At 42.3% G+C, this 19,021-nt stretch carries 15 protein-coding genes; 13 read left to right on the top strand and 2 right to left on the bottom strand.

What is annotated here, in order from left to right; genetic code table 11:
* Window positions 1–279: 279 nt before the first annotated feature.
* The 12 genes from ispH to Q0890_RS03215 all read left to right on the top strand — a co-directional run bounded on the left by ispH (window position 280) and on the right by Q0890_RS03215 (window position 12,138).
* Window positions 280–1,236: a 4-hydroxy-3-methylbut-2-enyl diphosphate reductase gene (gene ispH / locus Q0890_RS03270; RefSeq protein ID WP_299217561.1), complete on the top strand. Its 957-nt coding sequence runs from the start codon at window positions 280–282 to the stop codon at window positions 1,234–1,236.
* Between the two features lie 10 nt (window positions 1,237–1,246).
* Window positions 1,247–1,492, top strand: coding sequence for a hypothetical protein (locus Q0890_RS03265; RefSeq protein WP_299217559.1), 246 nt, complete (start codon window positions 1,247–1,249; stop codon window positions 1,490–1,492).
* A gap of 91 nt (window positions 1,493–1,583) precedes the next feature.
* Window positions 1,584–2,399, top strand: coding sequence for a thioesterase family protein (locus Q0890_RS03260; protein WP_299217556.1), 816 nt, complete (start codon window positions 1,584–1,586; stop codon window positions 2,397–2,399).
* Between the two features lie 372 nt (window positions 2,400–2,771).
* Window positions 2,772–4,292 carry a catalase gene (locus tag Q0890_RS03255; RefSeq protein ID WP_299217555.1) on the top strand — a complete coding sequence of 507 codons (1,521 nt, stop codon included), beginning with the start codon at window positions 2,772–2,774 and terminating at the stop codon, window positions 4,290–4,292.
* A gap of 248 nt (window positions 4,293–4,540) precedes the next feature.
* Complete coding sequence (gene htpG / locus Q0890_RS03250; protein ID WP_299217553.1) at window positions 4,541–6,559, top strand: molecular chaperone HtpG; 2,019 nt, start codon at window positions 4,541–4,543, stop codon at window positions 6,557–6,559.
* 212 nt (window positions 6,560–6,771) lie between these two features.
* Window positions 6,772–8,277, top strand: a complete 1,506-nt coding sequence (locus Q0890_RS03245) for a C13 family peptidase (protein WP_299217551.1) — start codon at window positions 6,772–6,774, stop codon at window positions 8,275–8,277.
* 216 nt (window positions 8,278–8,493) lie between these two features.
* Entirely contained in the window at window positions 8,494–9,384 is an 891-nt protein-coding gene (gene fghA / locus Q0890_RS03240) for an S-formylglutathione hydrolase (protein WP_299217549.1), read from the top strand.
* A 384-nt stretch (window positions 9,385–9,768) separates the two neighbouring features.
* Window positions 9,769–10,014, top strand: coding sequence for a TIGR03643 family protein (locus Q0890_RS03235; protein WP_299217999.1), 246 nt, complete (start codon window positions 9,769–9,771; stop codon window positions 10,012–10,014).
* Window positions 10,015–10,118: 104 nt separating this feature from the next.
* A complete protein-coding gene (gene rpe, locus Q0890_RS03230) occupies window positions 10,119–10,811 on the top strand; it encodes a ribulose-phosphate 3-epimerase (RefSeq protein WP_299217547.1) in 693 nt (230 codons plus the stop codon).
* A gap of 51 nt (window positions 10,812–10,862) precedes the next feature.
* Complete coding sequence (locus Q0890_RS03225) at window positions 10,863–11,213, top strand: hypothetical protein (RefSeq protein WP_299217544.1); 351 nt, start codon at window positions 10,863–10,865, stop codon at window positions 11,211–11,213.
* A 128-nt stretch (window positions 11,214–11,341) separates the two neighbouring features.
* Complete coding sequence (locus Q0890_RS03220) at window positions 11,342–11,653, top strand: hypothetical protein (RefSeq protein WP_299217542.1); 312 nt, start codon at window positions 11,342–11,344, stop codon at window positions 11,651–11,653.
* 173 nt (window positions 11,654–11,826) lie between these two features.
* A complete protein-coding gene (locus tag Q0890_RS03215; protein ID WP_299217540.1) occupies window positions 11,827–12,138 on the top strand; it encodes a hypothetical protein in 312 nt (103 codons plus the stop codon).
* 116 nt (window positions 12,139–12,254) lie between these two features.
* Here the strand turns inward: Q0890_RS03215 and rpmG are convergent, their stop codons facing one another.
* Both rpmG and rpmB read right to left on the bottom strand, forming a co-directional pair.
* Window positions 12,255–12,410, bottom strand: a complete 156-nt coding sequence (gene rpmG, locus Q0890_RS03210) for a 50S ribosomal protein L33 (protein ID WP_010201403.1) — start codon at window positions 12,408–12,410, stop codon at window positions 12,255–12,257.
* A gap of 38 nt (window positions 12,411–12,448) precedes the next feature.
* Window positions 12,449–12,685, bottom strand: coding sequence for a 50S ribosomal protein L28 (gene rpmB, locus Q0890_RS03205; protein WP_075100488.1), 237 nt, complete (start codon window positions 12,683–12,685; stop codon window positions 12,449–12,451).
* Window positions 12,686–13,173: 488 nt separating this feature from the next.
* Between rpmB and Q0890_RS03200 the strand changes: the two genes are divergently transcribed.
* Window positions 13,174–18,846 (top strand): hypothetical protein, encoded by a 5,673-nt coding sequence (locus Q0890_RS03200; RefSeq protein WP_299217536.1) that lies wholly within the window; start codon window positions 13,174–13,176, stop codon window positions 18,844–18,846.
* Window positions 18,847–19,021: the final 175 nt, after the last annotated feature.

Raw genomic sequence — 19,021 nt, 5'->3', positions numbered from 1 at the left:
GTAATCAAATAAGTAAGCAGATAAAGACTGGTAAAAAAAGAAAATGCCATCATGTAAAACGATAGCAAGTACGACTAATAACAATTACGTCTACTTTAATAATTATAAACTGCTTTTGATATCGTCGTATTGATGAGTAATCCTGTCAACGTTATGACGATTGCGACTATGGTATTTTAGAAGGCAATAAAAGCAAATTATGCTAAAGTAGCGTATTGTTCCACTCTAATTTCTTGAATTCAAGTTTAGAATCTAAATTATCTAATGATAGGCCGTCTTATGCAAATTTATCTTGCCAATCCACGCGGGTTTTGTGCTGGTGTGGACCGCGCAATTGCGATTGTTAACGAAGCATTAACGCGTTTTGAGCCCCCTATTTATGTGCGTCACGAAGTTGTACATAACAAGTTTGTGGTTTCAGACCTAGCCAATCGCGGTGCTGTATTCGTTGAGGAACTCGATGAAGTGCCAGATGGCTCAATCGTTATTTTCTCAGCGCATGGCGTCTCAAAAGCCGTTGAAGATGAGGCAACACGCCGTGATTTGACCGTATTCGATGCCACTTGTCCATTGGTCACCAAGGTACATATTGAGGTTGCAAGGTTTGCGCAGGATGGTATGGATGCAGTGCTGATCGGTCATGCCGGTCATCCTGAAGTTGAAGGTACAATGGGACGCTTTAATCGTCGTCACGGCGGACAAATTCATCTGGTCGAAAACGAGGGCGATGTCAAAGAATTGACGGTACAAGATGCCGAACGTTTGGCATTTGTGACTCAGACCACGCTGTCAATGGATGATACCGCGCGTGTCATCGATGCACTACGGGACAAATTTCCTAGTATTCAAGGACCACGCAAAGACGATATTTGCTATGCCACCCAAAACCGTCAAGACGCGGTTAAAGATTTGGCTGGACGCTGCGAAGTCGTCTTGGTGGTAGGTTCACCAAACTCATCGAACTCTAATCGTCTGCGTGAATTGGCAGAACGTATGAGCTGCCGCGCTTATTTGATCGATAATGCCAGTGAGATGAATCGTCAATGGTTTGAGGGTATCGACAGTGTTGGGGTGACTGCTGGCGCGTCTGCACCTGAGGTGTTGATTCAAGAAGTGTTACAACAGCTGCAAGACTGGGGCGGTGATTTGCCCAGTGAGCTGTCAGGTATTGAAGAAAACGTGACGTTTAGCTTGCCAAAAGCATTACGTATTCCGGTTACCCAAGTAGGTAAATAGGCCAAGGGACATGAAAAAACAGAAAAAAAGATTTGTGTTAACAGAAGCGACTCTTGATGAGATTAACAAACAGCTAAAAGTGAATATGTTTGTCATTGGGCTGCTAGTCATGTTGCTTGGTCTAAACACAGTGCACTTTATAAAAGAGTACAATCTTTTTTACGGACTTCTAATCGCTATTGTAATTTTTTTATTGTTCTTGATGATAAAGAGTCGCAAGATTCTAAAGATAAAAGAGCAAGAGCTTACTCGGTAGGGCATAAAAATAAACCAATGTTCAAACATTCTATAGAGCTTACAAGCGTATTACCTCTCTCAATACTGTATTCAAAAAACTAAGGATGGTTATGTCAGCTTACTATAAATTTATAAAACGCGTACAGCAAACCGATGGTACTTGTATCGCGCACTATCAACCAACCAAGCATGCGCAAGGCGCTTGGAACGAGCATGAGCAGCATATGGCACCAGCGACTGGGTTATTGACTGTCGAATTGGAAAAATTTTTACCGCAGGCCAATATGCGTATTGCTCGTATCAGTCTTGACATCTTAGGACTGATTCCGCTTGATGACTTTACCGTTACTACCCGTTGTATACGTCCAGGTAGAACGATTGAGCTTATAGAGTCAGTGATGAGTAGTCGTGGCCGCGATTGTATTATTGCACGCGCTTGGCGTTTAATGACTCAAGATACCAGTGCCGTTGCAGGACTAGAAGATCAAAAGGTTTTGCATCAGCCGGATGAGTTGCCTGTTTGGGAGGATATGAAAGGTTGGCCGGGCGGTTTTATTGAAAGTGTGCGTTTGGTGGCGGCTCCAGATCGTCGACCAGGTAAAGGTATGGTTTGGATAACCAATGATATTGAAATGGTAGCAGATGAGCCTACTGATGACTTGGTTCATCTTTTAGGTATGGTAGATACGGCCAATGGCGTCGTGCCTCGACTTGGTATAGAGCTGTCAGCTGCTCAGTGGATGTTCCCCAATACTGATTTGCAAATTCATATGCATCGTGCCCCAAAAGGTCGCTGGCTTGGTATTGAAGCGATACAGCAGTACGGTGATGACGGGATAGGGCTTACCAGCGCGGTACTACATGATGTACATGGGCCGTTTGGTCGCAGTGAGCAAATCCTTACGATTCGCCCAATGCCGCACTAGGATAGGCTACACTGGGATAAATAGGGTTGATGGTCGTACAAACAGCATTCATTATAGTGCTTATTGTCACCACGCTGATTGTCATGAGGTACTTTATAGCAAAAAACAGTAATGTAGTTCTAAAAAACAAAATGAAAATATGTGATTAATTAATTATACAAAACAATACTAATCGGTTGTAATAGTAGTTAAGCAAACGACATGCAAGACAATACAACTGCATTGGTAGGTGACTATGAGATTTACTACACAAGTTACTATGAATAAAAATCACCGTTTTTCAAACAAAATGACAAGCATTCTAGATATACTGCTAGAGGCATATTCAGTATAGGTTTGGCACTTTCATTTGTTTTTTACAGGAGTACGATCATGAGCGATAAAAAATGTCCCTACGCACCGACCCCACTGACAATGAGCAATGGTGCCCCAGTTGTTGATAACGAAAACAGTAAAACGGCTGGTAAACGCGGCCCGCTTTTAGCAGAAGATTTATGGCTCAACGAAAAACTTGCTGATCTCAACCGCGAGATTATCCCTGAGCGCCGTATGCACGCCAAAGGCTCGGGCGCGTTTGGTACCTTTACTGTGACCAATGACATCACGAAATACACGCGCGCTGGTATCTTTGACGAAGTCGGCAAGCAGACGCCAATGTTTGCGCGCTTTAGTACGGTAGCCGGTGAGCGCGGCGCCGCTGATGCTGAGCGTGATATTCGCGGTTTTGCGCTCAAATTTTATACTGAGCAAGGTATCTGGGATATGGTCGGTAACAATACACCCGTATTCTTTGTGCGTGACCCACGTAAGTTCCCTGATTTGAACAAAGCGGTAAAACGTGATCCACGTACCAATATGCGCTCGGCGACCAATAACTGGGACTTTTGGACTTTACTACCAGAGTCCTTGCATCAAGTGACGATTACAATGAGTGAGCGCGGCTTGCCGGCTTCATATAGGCATATGCACGGCTTTGGCTCACACACTTATAGTTTTATTAACAGTGATAATGAGCGCTTTTGGGTGAAGTTTCACTTTGTCACTCAGCAAGGTATCAAGAACTTAACCGATGCTGAGGCCGCTGATATCATCGCAAGCAACCGCGAAAGCCATCAAGAAGATTTGCTCAATGCTATCGATAACGGCGACTTCCCAAAGTGGAAAATGTATGTGCAAATCATGCCAGAAGAGGAAGCGGATAATGTGCCTTACCATCCGTTTGATTTGACCAAAGTCTGGCCAAAAGGCGACTATCCACTCATCGAAGTGGGTGAGTTTGAGCTCAACAGAAACGCTGACAACTATCATCTCGATGTTGAGCAAGCGGCATTTGCTCCAAATAACCTCGTGCCTGGTATCAGTGCTTCTCCAGATCGTATGCTACAAGCGCGCTTATTTAGCTATGCCGATGCTCAGCGCTACCGCGTCGGAGTCAATCACAAGCAGATTCCAGTCAATAAAGCCACATGCCCTGTGCATAGTAACCACCGTGATGGTCTGATGCGCGTCGATGACAACTATGGTGGCCGTCCGCACTATACGCCAAACAGTTTTGAGCAGTGGCAAGAGCAGCCGCAGTATGCTGAGCCGCCACTAAAGATTGATGGCTATGCCGACCATTACGACTTCCGTGAAGATGATAATGACTACTTTAGTCAGCCGCGTGCGCTATTTAACCTCATGAATGAGGAGCAAAAGCAGGCATTATTTGCTAACACGGCAAGAGCAATGGGCGATGCGCTAGACTTTATTAAGTATCGTCATATCCGTAACTGCCATTGGTGTGAGCCAGCTTACGGCGAAGGCGTGGCCAAGGCGCTGGGCATGACCGTCGAAGATGCGATGGCAGCGCGGGATTCAGATCCTGCATGTCATCTGCCTAGTTGTCTATAGACTGCAAATTGTATGAATTTATCTAAAAGTACCGCCTTAGAAAACTAGGGCGGTTTTTTTACGACTAATAATTGTTTTTAGGTTATTTGAACTTGAAATTTTTGCCCATGCCCCTATTTGATTAATCAGCCTAGCAGTATTTACCGCGCAGTTTTGTGCATAACTTGCGCTCATCTGCTGGTACTTGATGTTCTTGTGACTAATCTATGCTGGCTACAGCATTTTTGGTATAAATAATAGGAGTTTTTATGAGTGAGCAGGCCCAAGCGGATAATAAAAATACGGATAATCTCAATGCTAATAGCAGTACCGCTACTGAAAGCACCCCTGAATTAAAAAAACATACTTTTGAAGCCGAAGTCGCGCAGTTACTACATTTGGTGACCCATTCGCTGTATTCTAATGCCGATATCTTTGTGCGTGAGCTGGTTTCAAACGCTTCTGATGCTTGTGATAAGTTGCGTTTCGAAGCAACCAATGATGATAGCCTTTATGAAGACGATGGCGAATTAAAAATACGTATCGCAGTCGATACCGATGCTAAGACCATTACCTTTACTGATAACGGTATTGGTATGAATGAAACCGATGCCATCGAAAACTTAGGAACGATTGCCAAATCAGGTACCAAAGCATTTTTAGATAAGCTATCTGAGTCGCAAAAGCAAGATGGTCAATTGATCGGACAGTTCGGTGTTGGTTTTTACTCAGGCTTTATCGTGGCAGATAAGATTAGCGTTGAATCACGTAAAGCAGGTGAGCCTGCGGATAAAGGTGTGCGCTGGGTATCAGACGGTACTGGTAGCTTCACCGTTGAGACAATCAACAAAGCACAGCGTGGCACGGCTATTACCTTGCATCTAAAAGAAGAATATAGTGCAGGCGAAGACAATTACCTTGATCGCAGCAAGATCAAGCGTTTGGTCAACAAATACTCAGATCATATCAGCTTGCCCATTCAGATGCGTAAAGAAGTTTGGCAAGAAGATGTCGCTGATGACAGTGACGATTCGGGAGAAAACAGCGCAGTTGCTGGCGGTGAAATGGTACTTACTGATGAGTGGGAAACCATCAACAAGGCTAGTGCACTATGGACGCGCTCAGCATCTGAAATTGAAGATGACGAGTACGTCGATTTCTATAAGAACATCACCTATGACATGGATGAGCCACTAACTTGGACGCATAACCGCGTTGAAGGCCGTGTACAGTACACGCAGCTGCTTTATATTCCCAAAAAAGCGCCGATGAATTTGTATACGCGTGAGCAGCAGCATGGTCTTAAGCTGTATGTCAAACGCGTCTTTATTATGGATGATGCTGAGCAGTTGCTACCGATGTACTTGCGTTTTGTCAAAGGGGTTATCGACTCAGCAGACCTACCATTGAACGTCAGCCGTGAGTTACTACAAGAGTCGCGTGATGTAAAATCTATCCGTGATGGTAACGCGCGCCGAATCCTCACCATGCTCGCAAGCCTTGCCAATAGCGAAGACAGTGACAAGCAAGAAAAGTTCGCCCAGTTCTATAGTGAGTTTGGCGATGTGATCAAAGAAGGTCTTGGCGAAGACATGGGCAACCAAGAGCGTATTGCTAAATTGCTACGTTATGCAACCAGCACTGACGATAAGGTTGCGACCAGCTTTGAGGACTACAAAGCACGTATGAAAGATGGACAAAAAGCCATCTACTACCTAACAGCCGACAATTTGTCTGCTGCAAAAAATAGCCCACAACTTGAGCTATTTAAGAAAAAAGGCATCGAAGTTATTTTGATGACCAGCCGCGTTGATGAATGGGCGATGAACTTCTTGACGCAGTTTGATGAAACCCCATTGCAGAACATTGCAAAAGGTGCGGTAGATTTAGGCGATTTGCAGGACGATGAAGAAAAAGCAGAGGCTGAAAAGGCACAAGAAACCATGAAGCCAGTTGTCGATAAGTTAAAAACGACGCTTGGTGACCGAGCTAAGGATGTCAAAGTATCGACGCGTCTGGTCGATAGTCCAGCTTGTTTGGTCGTAGGTGAGGGTGAGTTGTCGCCACAAATGATTCAAATGCTGCAGCAAATGGGGCAGGAAGTACCAGAGAGCAAGCCTACACTTGAGGTGAACCCTGAGCACCCGCTAATCAAAAAGCTTGAGAGCAGCGAGCAATTTGATGACCTTGCGCAAGTAATCTTTGATCAAGCGTTATTAGCAGATGGCGGTCAGCTTGAAGATCCAGCGGCCTATCTTAAACGCGTCAATGAGCTATTGATGAAATAATATCCATTAATTGAATTAAAAAAGGTCTTGGTTTCAAGGCCTTTTTTTTGATTGATTTTTAATTCAGTATTTTATAGGGTATTTTACAAATCATGCTTATCGTCTTAGCTGACAATCCGTTACAATCGCGATAGATTAGCAAGATAAACTATGAGGTTATGTTATCAATATGATGGTAACCATTTGTCTCGACTAGATAGAGGTCTAAGTCTTTGCCACTCTCGTCGCTAAAAACCGTTTCCCTTCAGCGCTTTTCACTCAACTTCGCTGCCAATATTATTGCTGCCCTTTGGATGCTGGTAGGGTCAACACGTGCGTTTTCTTGGGTAAAGCCAACATTTATACAATTTTTGCTATTTGCCTTATTAGCGTTAGGCAGCAACGTTTTATTTTCTTGGTTGGCTGCTGAAGCTGGTAGTGTCTTTAATGAGCAAGGATTGGTCAGTTATCTAATTTGGCCTGCTATTATCTCTTTGGTCGGTATCGTTCTGGCGCGGCGTTCTGGTAACCATACCTTGGTGTTTGTACCAGTGGTGCTATGGTTGGTAGCTGACACATTATCTGCGCTGCTGCAAAGCATCGTACAAGTTTTGGGTAGTCATGGGTGGTTACCGGATTGGAGCTATTCTTTTTTACCGATATTGTTTTTAGTTTTGTTCTTGTGGCAAACATTAGCATTGTTATGGATATTTGCCCGAAGACAGCGTACCCCTTGGTGGGAGCGCATTACTATTTTATTGGGAGCGGTAGCATTACTAACCATTTGGCAGCGCAATGTCGCAGATCAACCTATTTTTAAGCAGATACCCATACAGCCTGTGTTAGAGGAGGCAGCACTGTATGAGCAGCCACGTCTATTGCAACAAGCATTAACAAGTATTGATCCAAATGTAGCTGGCAAAAATGACTGGTACTTTATGGGAGTGGCAGGGTTCTCTGAGCAAAACGTTTTTCGTTCTGAAATAAATAAAGTACGAGAATTGTTTGATGTGCGTTTTGGCACTAGTGGTCAATCATTGGCGCTCATCAACAATACTTATAGCTGGCTGGACGAGCCAGTCGCGACTAAGACTAGTATTCTACAGGGATTAAAAACAATCGGTCAGCAAATGGATGCTGACGAAGATGTTCTATTTATGGCGTTATCTTCACATGGTGACCAAGACTTTATTCATTTATCTAACCCGCCACTTGAGATGGATAATTTAGATGCTACGTGGCTACGAGAGGCGCTTGACGCTTCGGGTATTCGCTGGCGTGTGATTGTAGTGTCCGCTTGCTACTCTGGTTCGTTTATTGATGAGTTGGCCTCGCCAACTACCGTGATAATCACTGCCTCAGCTGCTGATAAGATGTCGTTTGGCTGTACCAATACGGCTGAGATGACCTACTTTGGTCAAGCATTTTTTGCAGAAAGTTTACGTGAAAACACCAGTTTTGCCGCAGCCTTTAAGGATGCGCGTCTACGTGTTAGCGAGCGCGAAAACTTTATGGGCTTTGAGTCATCAAACCCGCAAATGGTCGTCGGTAGTTTGATGGAGACAGCATTGCCAGCGTTTGAAAAAGTATTGTTTGATAAAACGCGCTCCTCGGTTGAGCATCTTACTAATAATACGGAAGCCAGCGGCGCAATGCTTGAAGATACTATTAATAATAATGCCATCAATGATGATGCTATCAATAGTAATAAAAGCACTGCTATGTCCGGCGCAAAGTAATGAATAAGCGTCATTTTGTTTAAGTCATAGCAGCGATCTACTATGCCCGCCACTATTATCATCTTATGTGATCGCGCGTTTGATTTTGCTCACAATGACGTATTTTTCGTTTTACTTATCACTACGTCCGGCATTTCTGAAAATGTTATCATTGTCTTATTGGTTGACGCGATAAAGCATGATTTATTTTAAGTTTCATAAAAAAGGATAGTCATCATGAACAATTCTTATAACAACAGTTTATCTACTAATACTCAGCTCACACAAAAAAGCGTGAATCGCTGCTTTGATGGCGAACAGCATTATTACAGTCATCAATCGATAGCGACCAAAACGCCCATGACGTTTAGTATCTATTTGCCAGATGAGGCGCTAACAGGAAAGGTTTGTCCTGCCATCTTATATCTGTCAGGTTTGACTTGTAATGCTGACAACGTCACTCATAAAGCGCATTTTCAACAAAGATGTAGCGAGCTTGGCATGATATTTATCGCGCCAGACACTTCTCCTAGAAGTAGCGAAGATGATGACGTGCCAAACGATGAGCGTTATTTTGTTGGTCAAGGCGCAAGCTACTACGTCGATGCAACTTGTGCGCCATGGGCTAAAAACTTCAACATGCAAAGTTATATCGTTGATGAGTTATATGATCTGCTTCGTTCAGAGTTTCCTATTAGCAGTATCGGTGTCACAGGCCATTCTATGGGTGGTCATGGCGCATTATTACTCGGTTTTAAATTTCCAAGTAAGTTTGTCAGTGTGTCGGCATTGTCTCCAGTAAGCGCGGCCAGTGAGTCAGCATGGGGGGAGGCTGCTTATACAGAATACTTTGGAGATGACAAAGCGCAGTGGACGCAAGCAGACGCTGCTCAAACGATTAAAAGGGTCGGTCGTCAATATTCACGCATTTTAGTTGATCAAGGGGGCGCTGATAACTTCTTAGCGGAAGGGCAATTGCAAACGTCCAAACTCCAACAAGCTTGCGAAGAGGTGGCACAGCCCTTGACGCTGCGTTATCAAGCAGGACATGATCATAGCTACTACTTCATCCAAACGGTGATTAATGACCACATTGACCATCACTGGCGTATGGCACAACTATACTAAATTATATGCTCACCGCTTGTTTATAAGTTTATGATTAATAGTCATTTATAAAGTCATTTTTATGACTGTATTGTAGAGAGACTGGTTAGTCGATAGTTTAACCAAGCGCTGTTATTGTTATAAAATAGAGCTTGGTTAAATAAATGTACAGAGCATACAAGGTAAAAATACATGGTATATCATCAAGCATTATGCGTAGATGAACATTCAAATAAACAACCAAAAAATGAGCACTCATCGCTTGCGACTATGCAAGCTGATATCAATGAAGCATTACGATTAAAAAAACAGAGCAATGCTAAAACATCAACTGAAGACAAGAAAGATGTCATAAGCTCAGATCAGTTACAGTCGCAATCATCAAAGACAGCAAATGATAAAGTATTGACCACCGTGCAGATATCACGTGTGATAGAGATGGCGTGGGAAGATAGAACACCCTTTGGTGCGATAGAGCACAGTTATGGGCTGAGCGAAGATGAGGTTATCAAGCTGATGCGTCAACAGTTAAAGCCCTCCTCTTTTCGCATGTGGCGCAAGCGTGTGACGGGTCGCGCCACTAAACACCAGATAAAACGCTCTTTTGAAGTTGGCCGCGCTTATTGCAAAACTCAATATAAACCGCGATAGTCGTTTTGAGATGGCAAGTTTATAAACTTACTTGGCGTTAATAACGCTGAGGTAAGCCTGCTTATTTTATCAATTTATTAAAAAATCAATTAGGTAGCTTTATTATGATCAGTCCTTCTAACCAATATCTAATCGCTCCTTCTATCTTATCTGCTGACTTTGCACGCTTAGGTGAAGAGGTTGAGACAGTTTTAAAGGCGGGCGCTGACGTCATACATTTTGATGTAATGGACAACCATTACGTACCCAATTTAACCTTTGGTAGTATGATTTGTAAGGCACTGCGTGATTATGGCGTTGATGCGCCTATTGATGTTCATCTAATGGTCAGTCCAGTTGATGGTATGATTGAGCAGTTCTTAGAGGCGGGGGCGAGTGTCATTACTTTTCATCCAGAAGCGAGCGGTCATGTAGACCGCTCTTTGCAACTGATCAAAGATGGCGGCGCTGAGTGCGGCTTGGTACTAAACCCGGCTACGCCACTGCATTATTTAGATTACGTGATGGATAAAGTCGACCAAATTTTACTGATGAGCGTCAATCCTGGATTTGGGGGGCAGTCGTTTATTGAAAGCACGTTAGATAAGGTGCGCCAAGTCCGTCAGCGTATTGATGCGAGCGGTCGCGATATCCGGTTAGAAGTCGATGGCGGTATTAAGGCGAGCAATATTCGTGCTATCGCTGAAGCTGGTGCGGATATGTTTGTGGCGGGTTCTGCTATCTTCAATCAAGATGATTATCAAGCTGCTATCACGGCCATGCGTCAAGAGTTGTCTTTAGTAACTAGCGCAAATTAGCCGTCATAAAGATACTGGCAAGAATATTTTTACCTCACATAAGGGTATATTATGGATAAGCCAACTTCACCAGTAACAAGCGATAAGAGTTCGCCTGACAAGCAACAAAAACGCAGTTTAGTACCCAAAGGAATCACCATTGGCCTAGCAGTATTTTCGTTGATACTAAGCCTTGCTGGATATGGTTTTCGCTTAATGGTAGGGGATGATGTTGGAGACGTGTTACGCCATGCTGCGGTGATAGTCCCTGCTTTTGTAGTTGGTATTCCATTACTTTTTTGGCTTGGCGCGCGTGTATTTAACAAGGTTAATGGTACTGACATTGCAGGCTGGAATGCGATAAGTCTAGGTTATCTGACTTCCTGTATTGCAATGTTATGGTTGATGGGTACTTATAGTTAGATTTCACACCATTTATAGGTTTTTTATCATTGTTAAGTCATGATCTTAAGGCGGGTCCTCATTTTTAGCCTATCAGAGGTTTACTCATTCAGATTGAGGATATACCCTAGTCTTGACTGGAATTTTATATGCAAATTATGCCCACCCGTATTGCGAATATTATTTACCCAAAAGATCTGCCCAACGTTTTGTTTACCAGTCTTATCATTGCCTGTCTATTATTAGGATTGGCGTCGTTAAGTCATGGTACAGGGTTGCAAGGCTGGTTACATGTTTTTGAGAGCTGGCTATTGATGCTCATTATTATACCTACTGCTACTGCCACCATTGCTTTACCTTTCAAATACCGTGATCCAGCGTTAGAGCTTAAGCTAATGTATTACCTTGGTATGTTTGTCGCTTTGCTATTTACCTTAGCAAAGTTACGCTATTGGCGTTAATTACTAGGCTAGTATAATTTCTTTGAATGCTTGTTATTGCATAGGAGTTGCATTATTACCCTTGAATTATAGCGTCAAAGCGTCCATTGTATGAGTATGATACATTTACTCATATTGTCCTGAGACGAAAAACTCTATGCAACGATGAGACAGTATAATTGAGGACATATTAGATGCCATACGATATCGATAATGAGATAGAAGTAGACAACGACAACCAAGATAATTTTGCAGGATTTGGTAAAGAAACGACTCTTGAATTGGTAGAAAGTGATGACGGCAGATTGTTGTTACGTGATGCTGAGCAGGACGATACCCCATTGATGACGATTGATTTTTCGGACAAGCTCAAAGAGCTGCTCGGTAGTGATACTCAAGCGATCGGTCAGCATATGATTCATGCTGCAATTCAGGTCATCATGCAAAAACAGATGAGTCAATGGCATGCGCATGTCTATGATAAAGAACCCACGCATTATAGTTAATGTGCGATGAGTGAAACTATAGCAGTTCATTCATAAAAAGCTAAATTACAGACCATAAAAAAGGGTTTATCAATTGATAAACCCTTTTTTATGGTCAAATAATAAGGTAATCACTATTACTTGATTTTTGCTTCTTTAAAGATCACATGCTGACGTACTTTAGGATCAAACTTTTTGATCTCCATTTTGCCAGGCATTGTGCGCTTGTTTTTGGTGGTAGTGTAGTAATACCCAGTACCAGCAGTCGATACCAACTTGATTTTATCTCTCATGATAGCTTTCCTTTAGATGGTGGTGATAAGCGCGTGGCTTAAACTTTTTGACCTTGTGCGCGCAAATCTGCTAACACTTTATCAATACCAACTTTGTCGATGATGCGCATACCTTTGGTAGACACACGTAGACGAACAAAACGGTTTTCTGACTCTACCCAAAAACGATGGTTATGAAGGTTTGGTAGAAAGCGACGACGGGTTTTGTTGTTTGCGTGCGAAACATTATTACCCACCATAGGGCGCTTTCCAGTCACTTGGCAAACTCTAGACATGGCGAACTCCTAATCTATGCGGTATGAGGGATTCTCATACCAGTCTGGGCAAGTTGCGCGTATTTGCGGCATGGACACAGCAAGCAGCAGCTTTGCACCAAACAAAACTATATGAAGGTTGAGCTGGTTTTACTGTCATATAAAGGCAAATAACAGAGTGACCAATTCAGAAAATTTTAAAGCCGACATTTATACCATAAAATCAGTAAATACTCAAATTATTTTACGATAAACATCGTCTTATAGAAGCGTCATTATACCTTGAATTGACACTGCTATGTGATTGATTACTTAACTTATAGGTATAATTTTTAGTTGTAAGTTACAACAAAAGTCAGTAAGGTTACCGTTATAATTTTAATACATTATATATATAGAGTAAACAGAATGTAACTTTATCTATTTTTATTATGCATTTATAGATTGGGTACGATTCTTGCTTGTATTTTTGAACATATCATAGCTGATTCGGATTCGGAGTCCAAAACATGTCACATAGCTCGCTACCTTTTACTTCTAAGCTGTTTCAACTTACTTCTTTGACTTGTGCATTGGCACTGGCAGGTTGTGGTGGAGGTGGTGACGGTGACACAGTAGATTCTGTTGCACCTGCACCTGATTTAGGTATTGAGCAGCCAGGCTCAGGTGGTAGTAACGGGGGTAATGGAAATAATGGTGGGGGCGAACAAGTTCCAGATACTGAACCTGATTTCTTTTTGCAAAAGCTTACTACCTTACCATCCATTATTGAGCTATCGGATGAAGAAACTCTCTTTACTGTTACTGTTAAAGCCGTTGAGAAAAACTCTGGTGGAGCAATGGTTGGCAAAGCAGTTACTTTAAAAGTAAATGACTCTGAAACCAACGGCATTACTATCGAAGGTCAGAGTACTCAGGCTACCGATAATGACGGTAATGCTGTATATACGCTCAAGCTCAATCCGCAAGCAGTTGATGACAAAAACGAACTGATAAATAAAGGCTTTACTTTATTGGCTACTGCTAATAAAGCAGATGGTACAGCTGTTGCACCGCAAGAGTTGAAGGTTTCAGTAAGCAAAGAAGGCAGTGGCGATGGTACACAAGTCACTGAAAGTAAGCTTGAAATCACCTCTTCATTAAGCACAAGTTCAGTTTCTAATAATACTCTAAACCCTTACGGAGATAATGCCCAGCTGACTGTCATTGCTAAAAACAACAATGGTGCTCGTGTTCAAGATGTAAAAGTTGGACTCGGTATTGATAGTATTAAGGGTATATCTATCGTAGGGGGTAATGGTAAAGTTACTGATGCTAATGGCGTAGCAACCTTTAATATTAAAATAGAAGAAAATATTTGGACAGATGAAGATGCGGATAAGCTTGAGGCATTGCAAAAAGAGCTTGCTGCATTGCTCGAAGGTGAAGGAATTGCATATGCTATTAGTATACAAGAGCAAAATGGTGCTACCAAACAAGATACAGGCTATTTACCTATAGCGTTGCCTGTATCTGACTATGAGTTAAGCATGACCAAGAGCGCAGAGCCACTTAGTGCTTATGGTGATACAAGGCAACTGACTTTTACTGCTAAGCCAAAAAATAGTAGCGTATCAACCAATATTAACGGCGCTAAAGTCACTGTCAAACTTAATGATGCACCTAATGGTGTGAGTCTAGCAACCAATCAGCTGACTTTAAATGATAAAGGTCAAGTAACTGTTGCGTTGACGATAGCACCTAATCTTAAAGAGTCTATACGAAAAATGCTCGCTGAAGATGGCATCAGCTATACAGTGACATTGTCGGAACCCAATCGTTCAATCACTCCTAAAACATTTAAAAGTTCAGTTGAAATACCAGTTGCAAAGAACGTAGTGAGTTTTGAGGGAAGTGACAAAAAACAAATCTCAAGCTCTGGTGGTAGTGCAGTGATTAGTTTTAGAGTCAATAGTAAAAATGGAGGAGCAGTAGCCAATCAATTGGTTTCAGCGACTCTACCAACGGCTTTGACTAGTAAAAGCTTATTGACTATTGACGGTAGTTCTGAACAGACTACTAATGATAAGGGTATCGTAAGCTATATAGTGCGTGTACCTGCAGGACTGAGTGAAGCACAAAAATTATCATTAGAAAAAACGGCAAGCTTTGTCTTAAGTATCAACGCTGTGGAAGATTCTGGCGTTAGCAGTACGGCAAGTAGTGAAAGCATTACTATTGGCTCAGACATTGGACAAAGTGATATGACATTGACAGCCAAAAGCGTACCAGCAGCTGTTAGTATTCTAGACGAGCAATTTCAGCTACAGGTTACTGGTAGACGTAAAGACGGTAGTGCTGCTAATGGTCGCTCAGTAAAGCTAATTATTAATAAAGGCGCAGGCGTAACTATCGTTGGTAATCAGCAGGTTACTAACGATGCTGGCGTAGCAACATTCACGGTCAACATTGATCAAAGCTTAACAGCAGCTCAGCGTGAACAACTGATAAAGTCTGGCATCAGTTATACTGCTGTCTTAACTGATGGAGATGGTACTCAAGCTAAAATTACTCAGTCTATCAAGGTTGCACAACCAATCACTAGTATTGAGTTTGCCTCTATTACTACCCCAACGATTAGTGAGCTTGGTGGTAGCGGCAACATTAATGTTAGGCTGTCGGCTAAAGGTAAAGCGCAGGCCGTTACAAACCAAAAAGTTGCTATTCAACTAGGCGCTAAAGCACAAACTTATGGCGTTACTATTGCTCAAGAGACGGCGACTACAGATTTCAATGGTGATGCAACTTTCGTCGTTCAGATACCAGACAATCTAACTGCCGAGCAGCGCGCTGATCTCAAAAGCGTAGGAATCAATTATCAACTATCTTACGTTGAAAATAATATTACTTATAAGTCTGAAATACAAAAAGTTAATATTGTTACTCCTACCGTTTCTCTAAACATATTGAATGCAACGAATAATATCGATAACCAAGCAGGCTATATTCTTAATAATGCTGGTAGCGATACTAGAATACAGGCTCAGCTTAATAACCAGTCATCTGGCGATCAAGTAGCCAATCAACCGATCAGACTTACCTTTGATAATACATCACTGGCAAGTTTGTTAACCGTTAACGGCCAGATTGGTTCAGCAAATATCACCGCTACTACAGATGATAATGGTTTAGTAAGCTTTGACGTTGTAGTTCCAAACAATTTAACTGATGAGCAAAAAGAGTCTCTTAACAAACAGGTGCTTACTGCGACCTTGGTGGAGACACTAACAGGTAAGCAACAGCAGGTCAAAATTAAAGTACAATCTATGACCGCCGCTATCTCCTTACTAGGCAGTGCATTAAAATCACTTAACCTAAATGGCGGTGAGAGTCAGATTGAGGTTATTGCAAAGGACAGTAAAGGCAATATTGTAGAGGGACAAAAAGTATTCCTTGCTCTGCCAGCCTCTATCGCTCGCCAAGGAGTTGCTTTGGTCTCTGGTGGTAACCAGACCACTGACAACTCAGGTAAAGCGACATTTAGCATTGCTGTACCCAACAATCTAACAGATGAGCAAAAAGCGGCTATTAGTAATAGCTTTGTGGTGGCATTATCGGCCGCTGATGCTAGTGGTAATATCGCTACGCAAACCGTCACTGTCGATACGGTTACACCAACGGGCACTACAGAGAGCTTGAGCATTGGTGCGAACAAAGTCGTTAACACTCAAGGTGATACATTCAAAGTCTTTGTACGCGTGACTGATAAAAAAGGTAGTATCGCAGGGCGTGAAGTGCGCTTAAATGTCGATGATCCTATTAAGACAGGCGTGAGCATTGCTAATGGCAAAGCCATGACTAACAATGATGGCGTCGCTAGTTTCGATCTTACACTCACAGACGGTGCTAGCGTCAACCAAGCTATTTTAGAAGAAGCTGGTATTCGCTTAACTGCCAAGACAACAACTGTTGAAAAAGTTGAGTTGGAGCAAAACTACATTGTAGCTGTAGATTCTACTAGTATTGATAGCTATCAAATTCTAGCTTCTTCTGACAAACCTACTTTAAACACCGGTGGCGATCAAACTAGCGCCACTTTCCGCGTAACCGATAGCAGTGGTGGTATCTTAGTAGGGGTGCCAGTTCAATTAAGTATAGAAAACTTAGCAGCTAGCGGCGCTGCTCTATCTACGCCAAGCATGGTAACCACTGATGCTAGCGGTTTGATAAATGTTGGTGTGTTACTAACGGCTAATAATGTCAATGCACGCCTTAACCATAGTGTCGTGATTAACGCCAAAATCGTCACGCCGCAATATGACGAGGATGGTAATGTTAGTATGCAAGTGCGTGAGGAGAAGTCGTTAAGCTTATCAGCAGTTGGCACAGAGATTACGCTTGCTGCGACAGCAACTCAGCTTGCAGATGGTGGTAGTACAGTTATCACTACTACGTTAATAGACGGAGCAGGCTTGCCCATTGGCAATGCTAATATGGAGCTAGTAAATAGTGATGGAGAAGTTATTACTAATGCTACTATTACTAATGCTAACGGAGAAGCCAGCTTCAACGTTCGGGAAACTGCTTTAAGCTTTGATAATAATGGTAATCTGCGAGTATTTGCTAGGGCAGTAGGCGAGCGTCAATTAATTACGCAGCGTAGCGCCAACAGTATCGACCTCGTCAAAATCTCACGTGCAGGTATCAGTTTTGTCGATATCAAAGAGTTTTACGACGTAAATGAGCCTCAGACGGTCAGCATTCAAGTCCGTACTGATACTGCAGAACAAGCGGCAGCTCTTATCGGTGAAGCAGTAGAGGTGCAAACAACATTAGGCAAGTTTACTAATAATACCGTTATTACTACTAAAAACATTACAACTAGTAATATCAACGGCAATATCATTACAGTTCCTGTCACTTTAGAGTCGCAATTTGCAGGTACGGCTGTACTGCAAGCAAGAGTGCTAAATATATTTATTAATGGTACTAGCGGCGGGCTAAAGTACCAAACAACAGTAGATACTCGTTTTAGAGCGACAACGCCTGCAAAAATGCTGTTCCAAGCAGTAAAATCCGTTATTACCCCAGGCGGTAGCACTGAAGTTGTTGCTACGGTTAAGGATAGAAATGATGTTCCTGTAGAAGGTCAAACGGTCGTCTTTAGCCGGGCTGCTGACTTATCAGCTGGTCGTCTATCTGCAGCTACAGCAGTGACTGATAGCAAAGGTGAGGCGCGTGTGGTGTATCTAGCAAACGCCAGCTCACCTATTGGCGGCGTTATAGTCAATGCGCGCTTATTGAATGACAATGCAGGAATTGGTACCAAAGAGGCGAAGATTACGGTCTCAGAAGAGGCGGTCTATACTACCCTAGCGTTCAGTAATAAGTTATCTTCTGACAATATCTATTACACAGTACAGGGCTCAATCTCTGTTATGGATGGTTCGGGCCGTGCGGTCACTGATACCGAAGTATCGATTAAGTCTTATGCTATCGAATATGCACAAGGCAGAGTATGTCTATTAGATAGCAATATTTCTTATACAGACTTAGGTTTTATAAACAGTACCTTTACTGAACAAGTACCGATTATATTTGAATCTAGCTGGAAGCCTACAGAGGATCCTGACTATAACTATACCTTAGATAAAGATGATGATATCAACAATAATGAAAGTCTAGAGACCATTAATCCAGTCGCTATCATTGGTGGTCAAGTATCAGACGATGGTTATTCGTTTATCACTGATAAAGAAGGTCGTGCTGATTTTCAGATTCGCTATCCTATTCGCTACTCGAACTGGGTGAAAGTACGTTTTGATGCCTCTACATTCTTAAACGGTAGTGAAAACACACAAAGTATTAATTATGGTTTGCCATATCTAGCAGACGATCTGAGAGTTGAAGGATCGAACTTGTTTAACCCTTGGATAGGTGGTAGCAGTCCATTTGGCACTGGCGGAGCTACTTGTGTTAACAGTATGAGCGTAAGCGTTAACGATCAGACTAACAAAACCACCGTATCTTTATCCCCTTATCAACCAGGCTACGCCGTTTCCATTAACGGTGTGCCTAGTAATCCTCCAAGCACAAGTACTGAATCCTTCTTTGTAGATTTTGATCAAGCATTTGATATAGGCTCTACAATTGATGTTAGTAATAATGGTTTTAGTTTCTCAAGAGTGCTTAAAGTTGATTAGTAGTTAACAAATATTGTTCAAGTAATTAACATTTAATAAAACCCCCAACCCCGCGTTGGGGGTTTTTACATTCATAATCTCAATAACGAAATACATTCAGCAAAAAGCGGTAAAAACAATTAGAATAGTGAATTTGCTACGCTCTTAGTGGTTATTAAAATACAAAAAGCAATTA

Source organism: uncultured Psychrobacter sp., assembly GCF_947488565.1.
GTDB lineage: Bacteria > Pseudomonadota > Gammaproteobacteria > Pseudomonadales > Moraxellaceae > Psychrobacter > Psychrobacter saeujeotis.
The sequence above is the reverse complement of the archived record's forward strand: the minus strand, read 5'-3'. Positions and strand labels throughout refer to the sequence as shown.

What these genes read in the sequence shown, in the direction of transcription:
- Q0890_RS03220 (WP_299217542.1), top strand. Translation starts at nt 11,342, where the DNA reads ATGCAAATTATGCCCACCCGTATTGCGAATATTATTTACCCAAAAGAT.
- htpG (WP_299217553.1), top strand. Translation starts at nt 4,541, where the DNA reads ATGAGTGAGCAGGCCCAAGCGGATAATAAAAATACGGATAATCTCAAT.
- Q0890_RS03255 (WP_299217555.1), top strand. Translation starts at nt 2,772, where the DNA reads ATGAGCGATAAAAAATGTCCCTACGCACCGACCCCACTGACAATGAGC.
- rpmB (WP_075100488.1), bottom strand. Translation starts at nt 12,685, where the DNA reads ATGTCTAGAGTTTGCCAAGTGACTGGAAAGCGCCCTATGGTGGGTAAT.
- Q0890_RS03215 (WP_299217540.1), top strand. Translation starts at nt 11,827, where the DNA reads ATGCCATACGATATCGATAATGAGATAGAAGTAGACAACGACAACCAA.
- fghA (WP_299217549.1), top strand. Translation starts at nt 8,494, where the DNA reads ATGAACAATTCTTATAACAACAGTTTATCTACTAATACTCAGCTCACA.
- Q0890_RS03200 (WP_299217536.1), top strand. Translation starts at nt 13,174, where the DNA reads ATGTCACATAGCTCGCTACCTTTTACTTCTAAGCTGTTTCAACTTACT.
- Q0890_RS03225 (WP_299217544.1), top strand. Translation starts at nt 10,863, where the DNA reads ATGGATAAGCCAACTTCACCAGTAACAAGCGATAAGAGTTCGCCTGAC.
- Q0890_RS03265 (WP_299217559.1), top strand. Translation starts at nt 1,247, where the DNA reads ATGAAAAAACAGAAAAAAAGATTTGTGTTAACAGAAGCGACTCTTGAT.
- ispH (WP_299217561.1), top strand. Translation starts at nt 280, where the DNA reads ATGCAAATTTATCTTGCCAATCCACGCGGGTTTTGTGCTGGTGTGGAC.
- Q0890_RS03260 (WP_299217556.1), top strand. Translation starts at nt 1,584, where the DNA reads ATGTCAGCTTACTATAAATTTATAAAACGCGTACAGCAAACCGATGGT.
- rpe (WP_299217547.1), top strand. Translation starts at nt 10,119, where the DNA reads ATGATCAGTCCTTCTAACCAATATCTAATCGCTCCTTCTATCTTATCT.
- rpmG (WP_010201403.1), bottom strand. Translation starts at nt 12,410, where the DNA reads ATGAGAGATAAAATCAAGTTGGTATCGACTGCTGGTACTGGGTATTAC.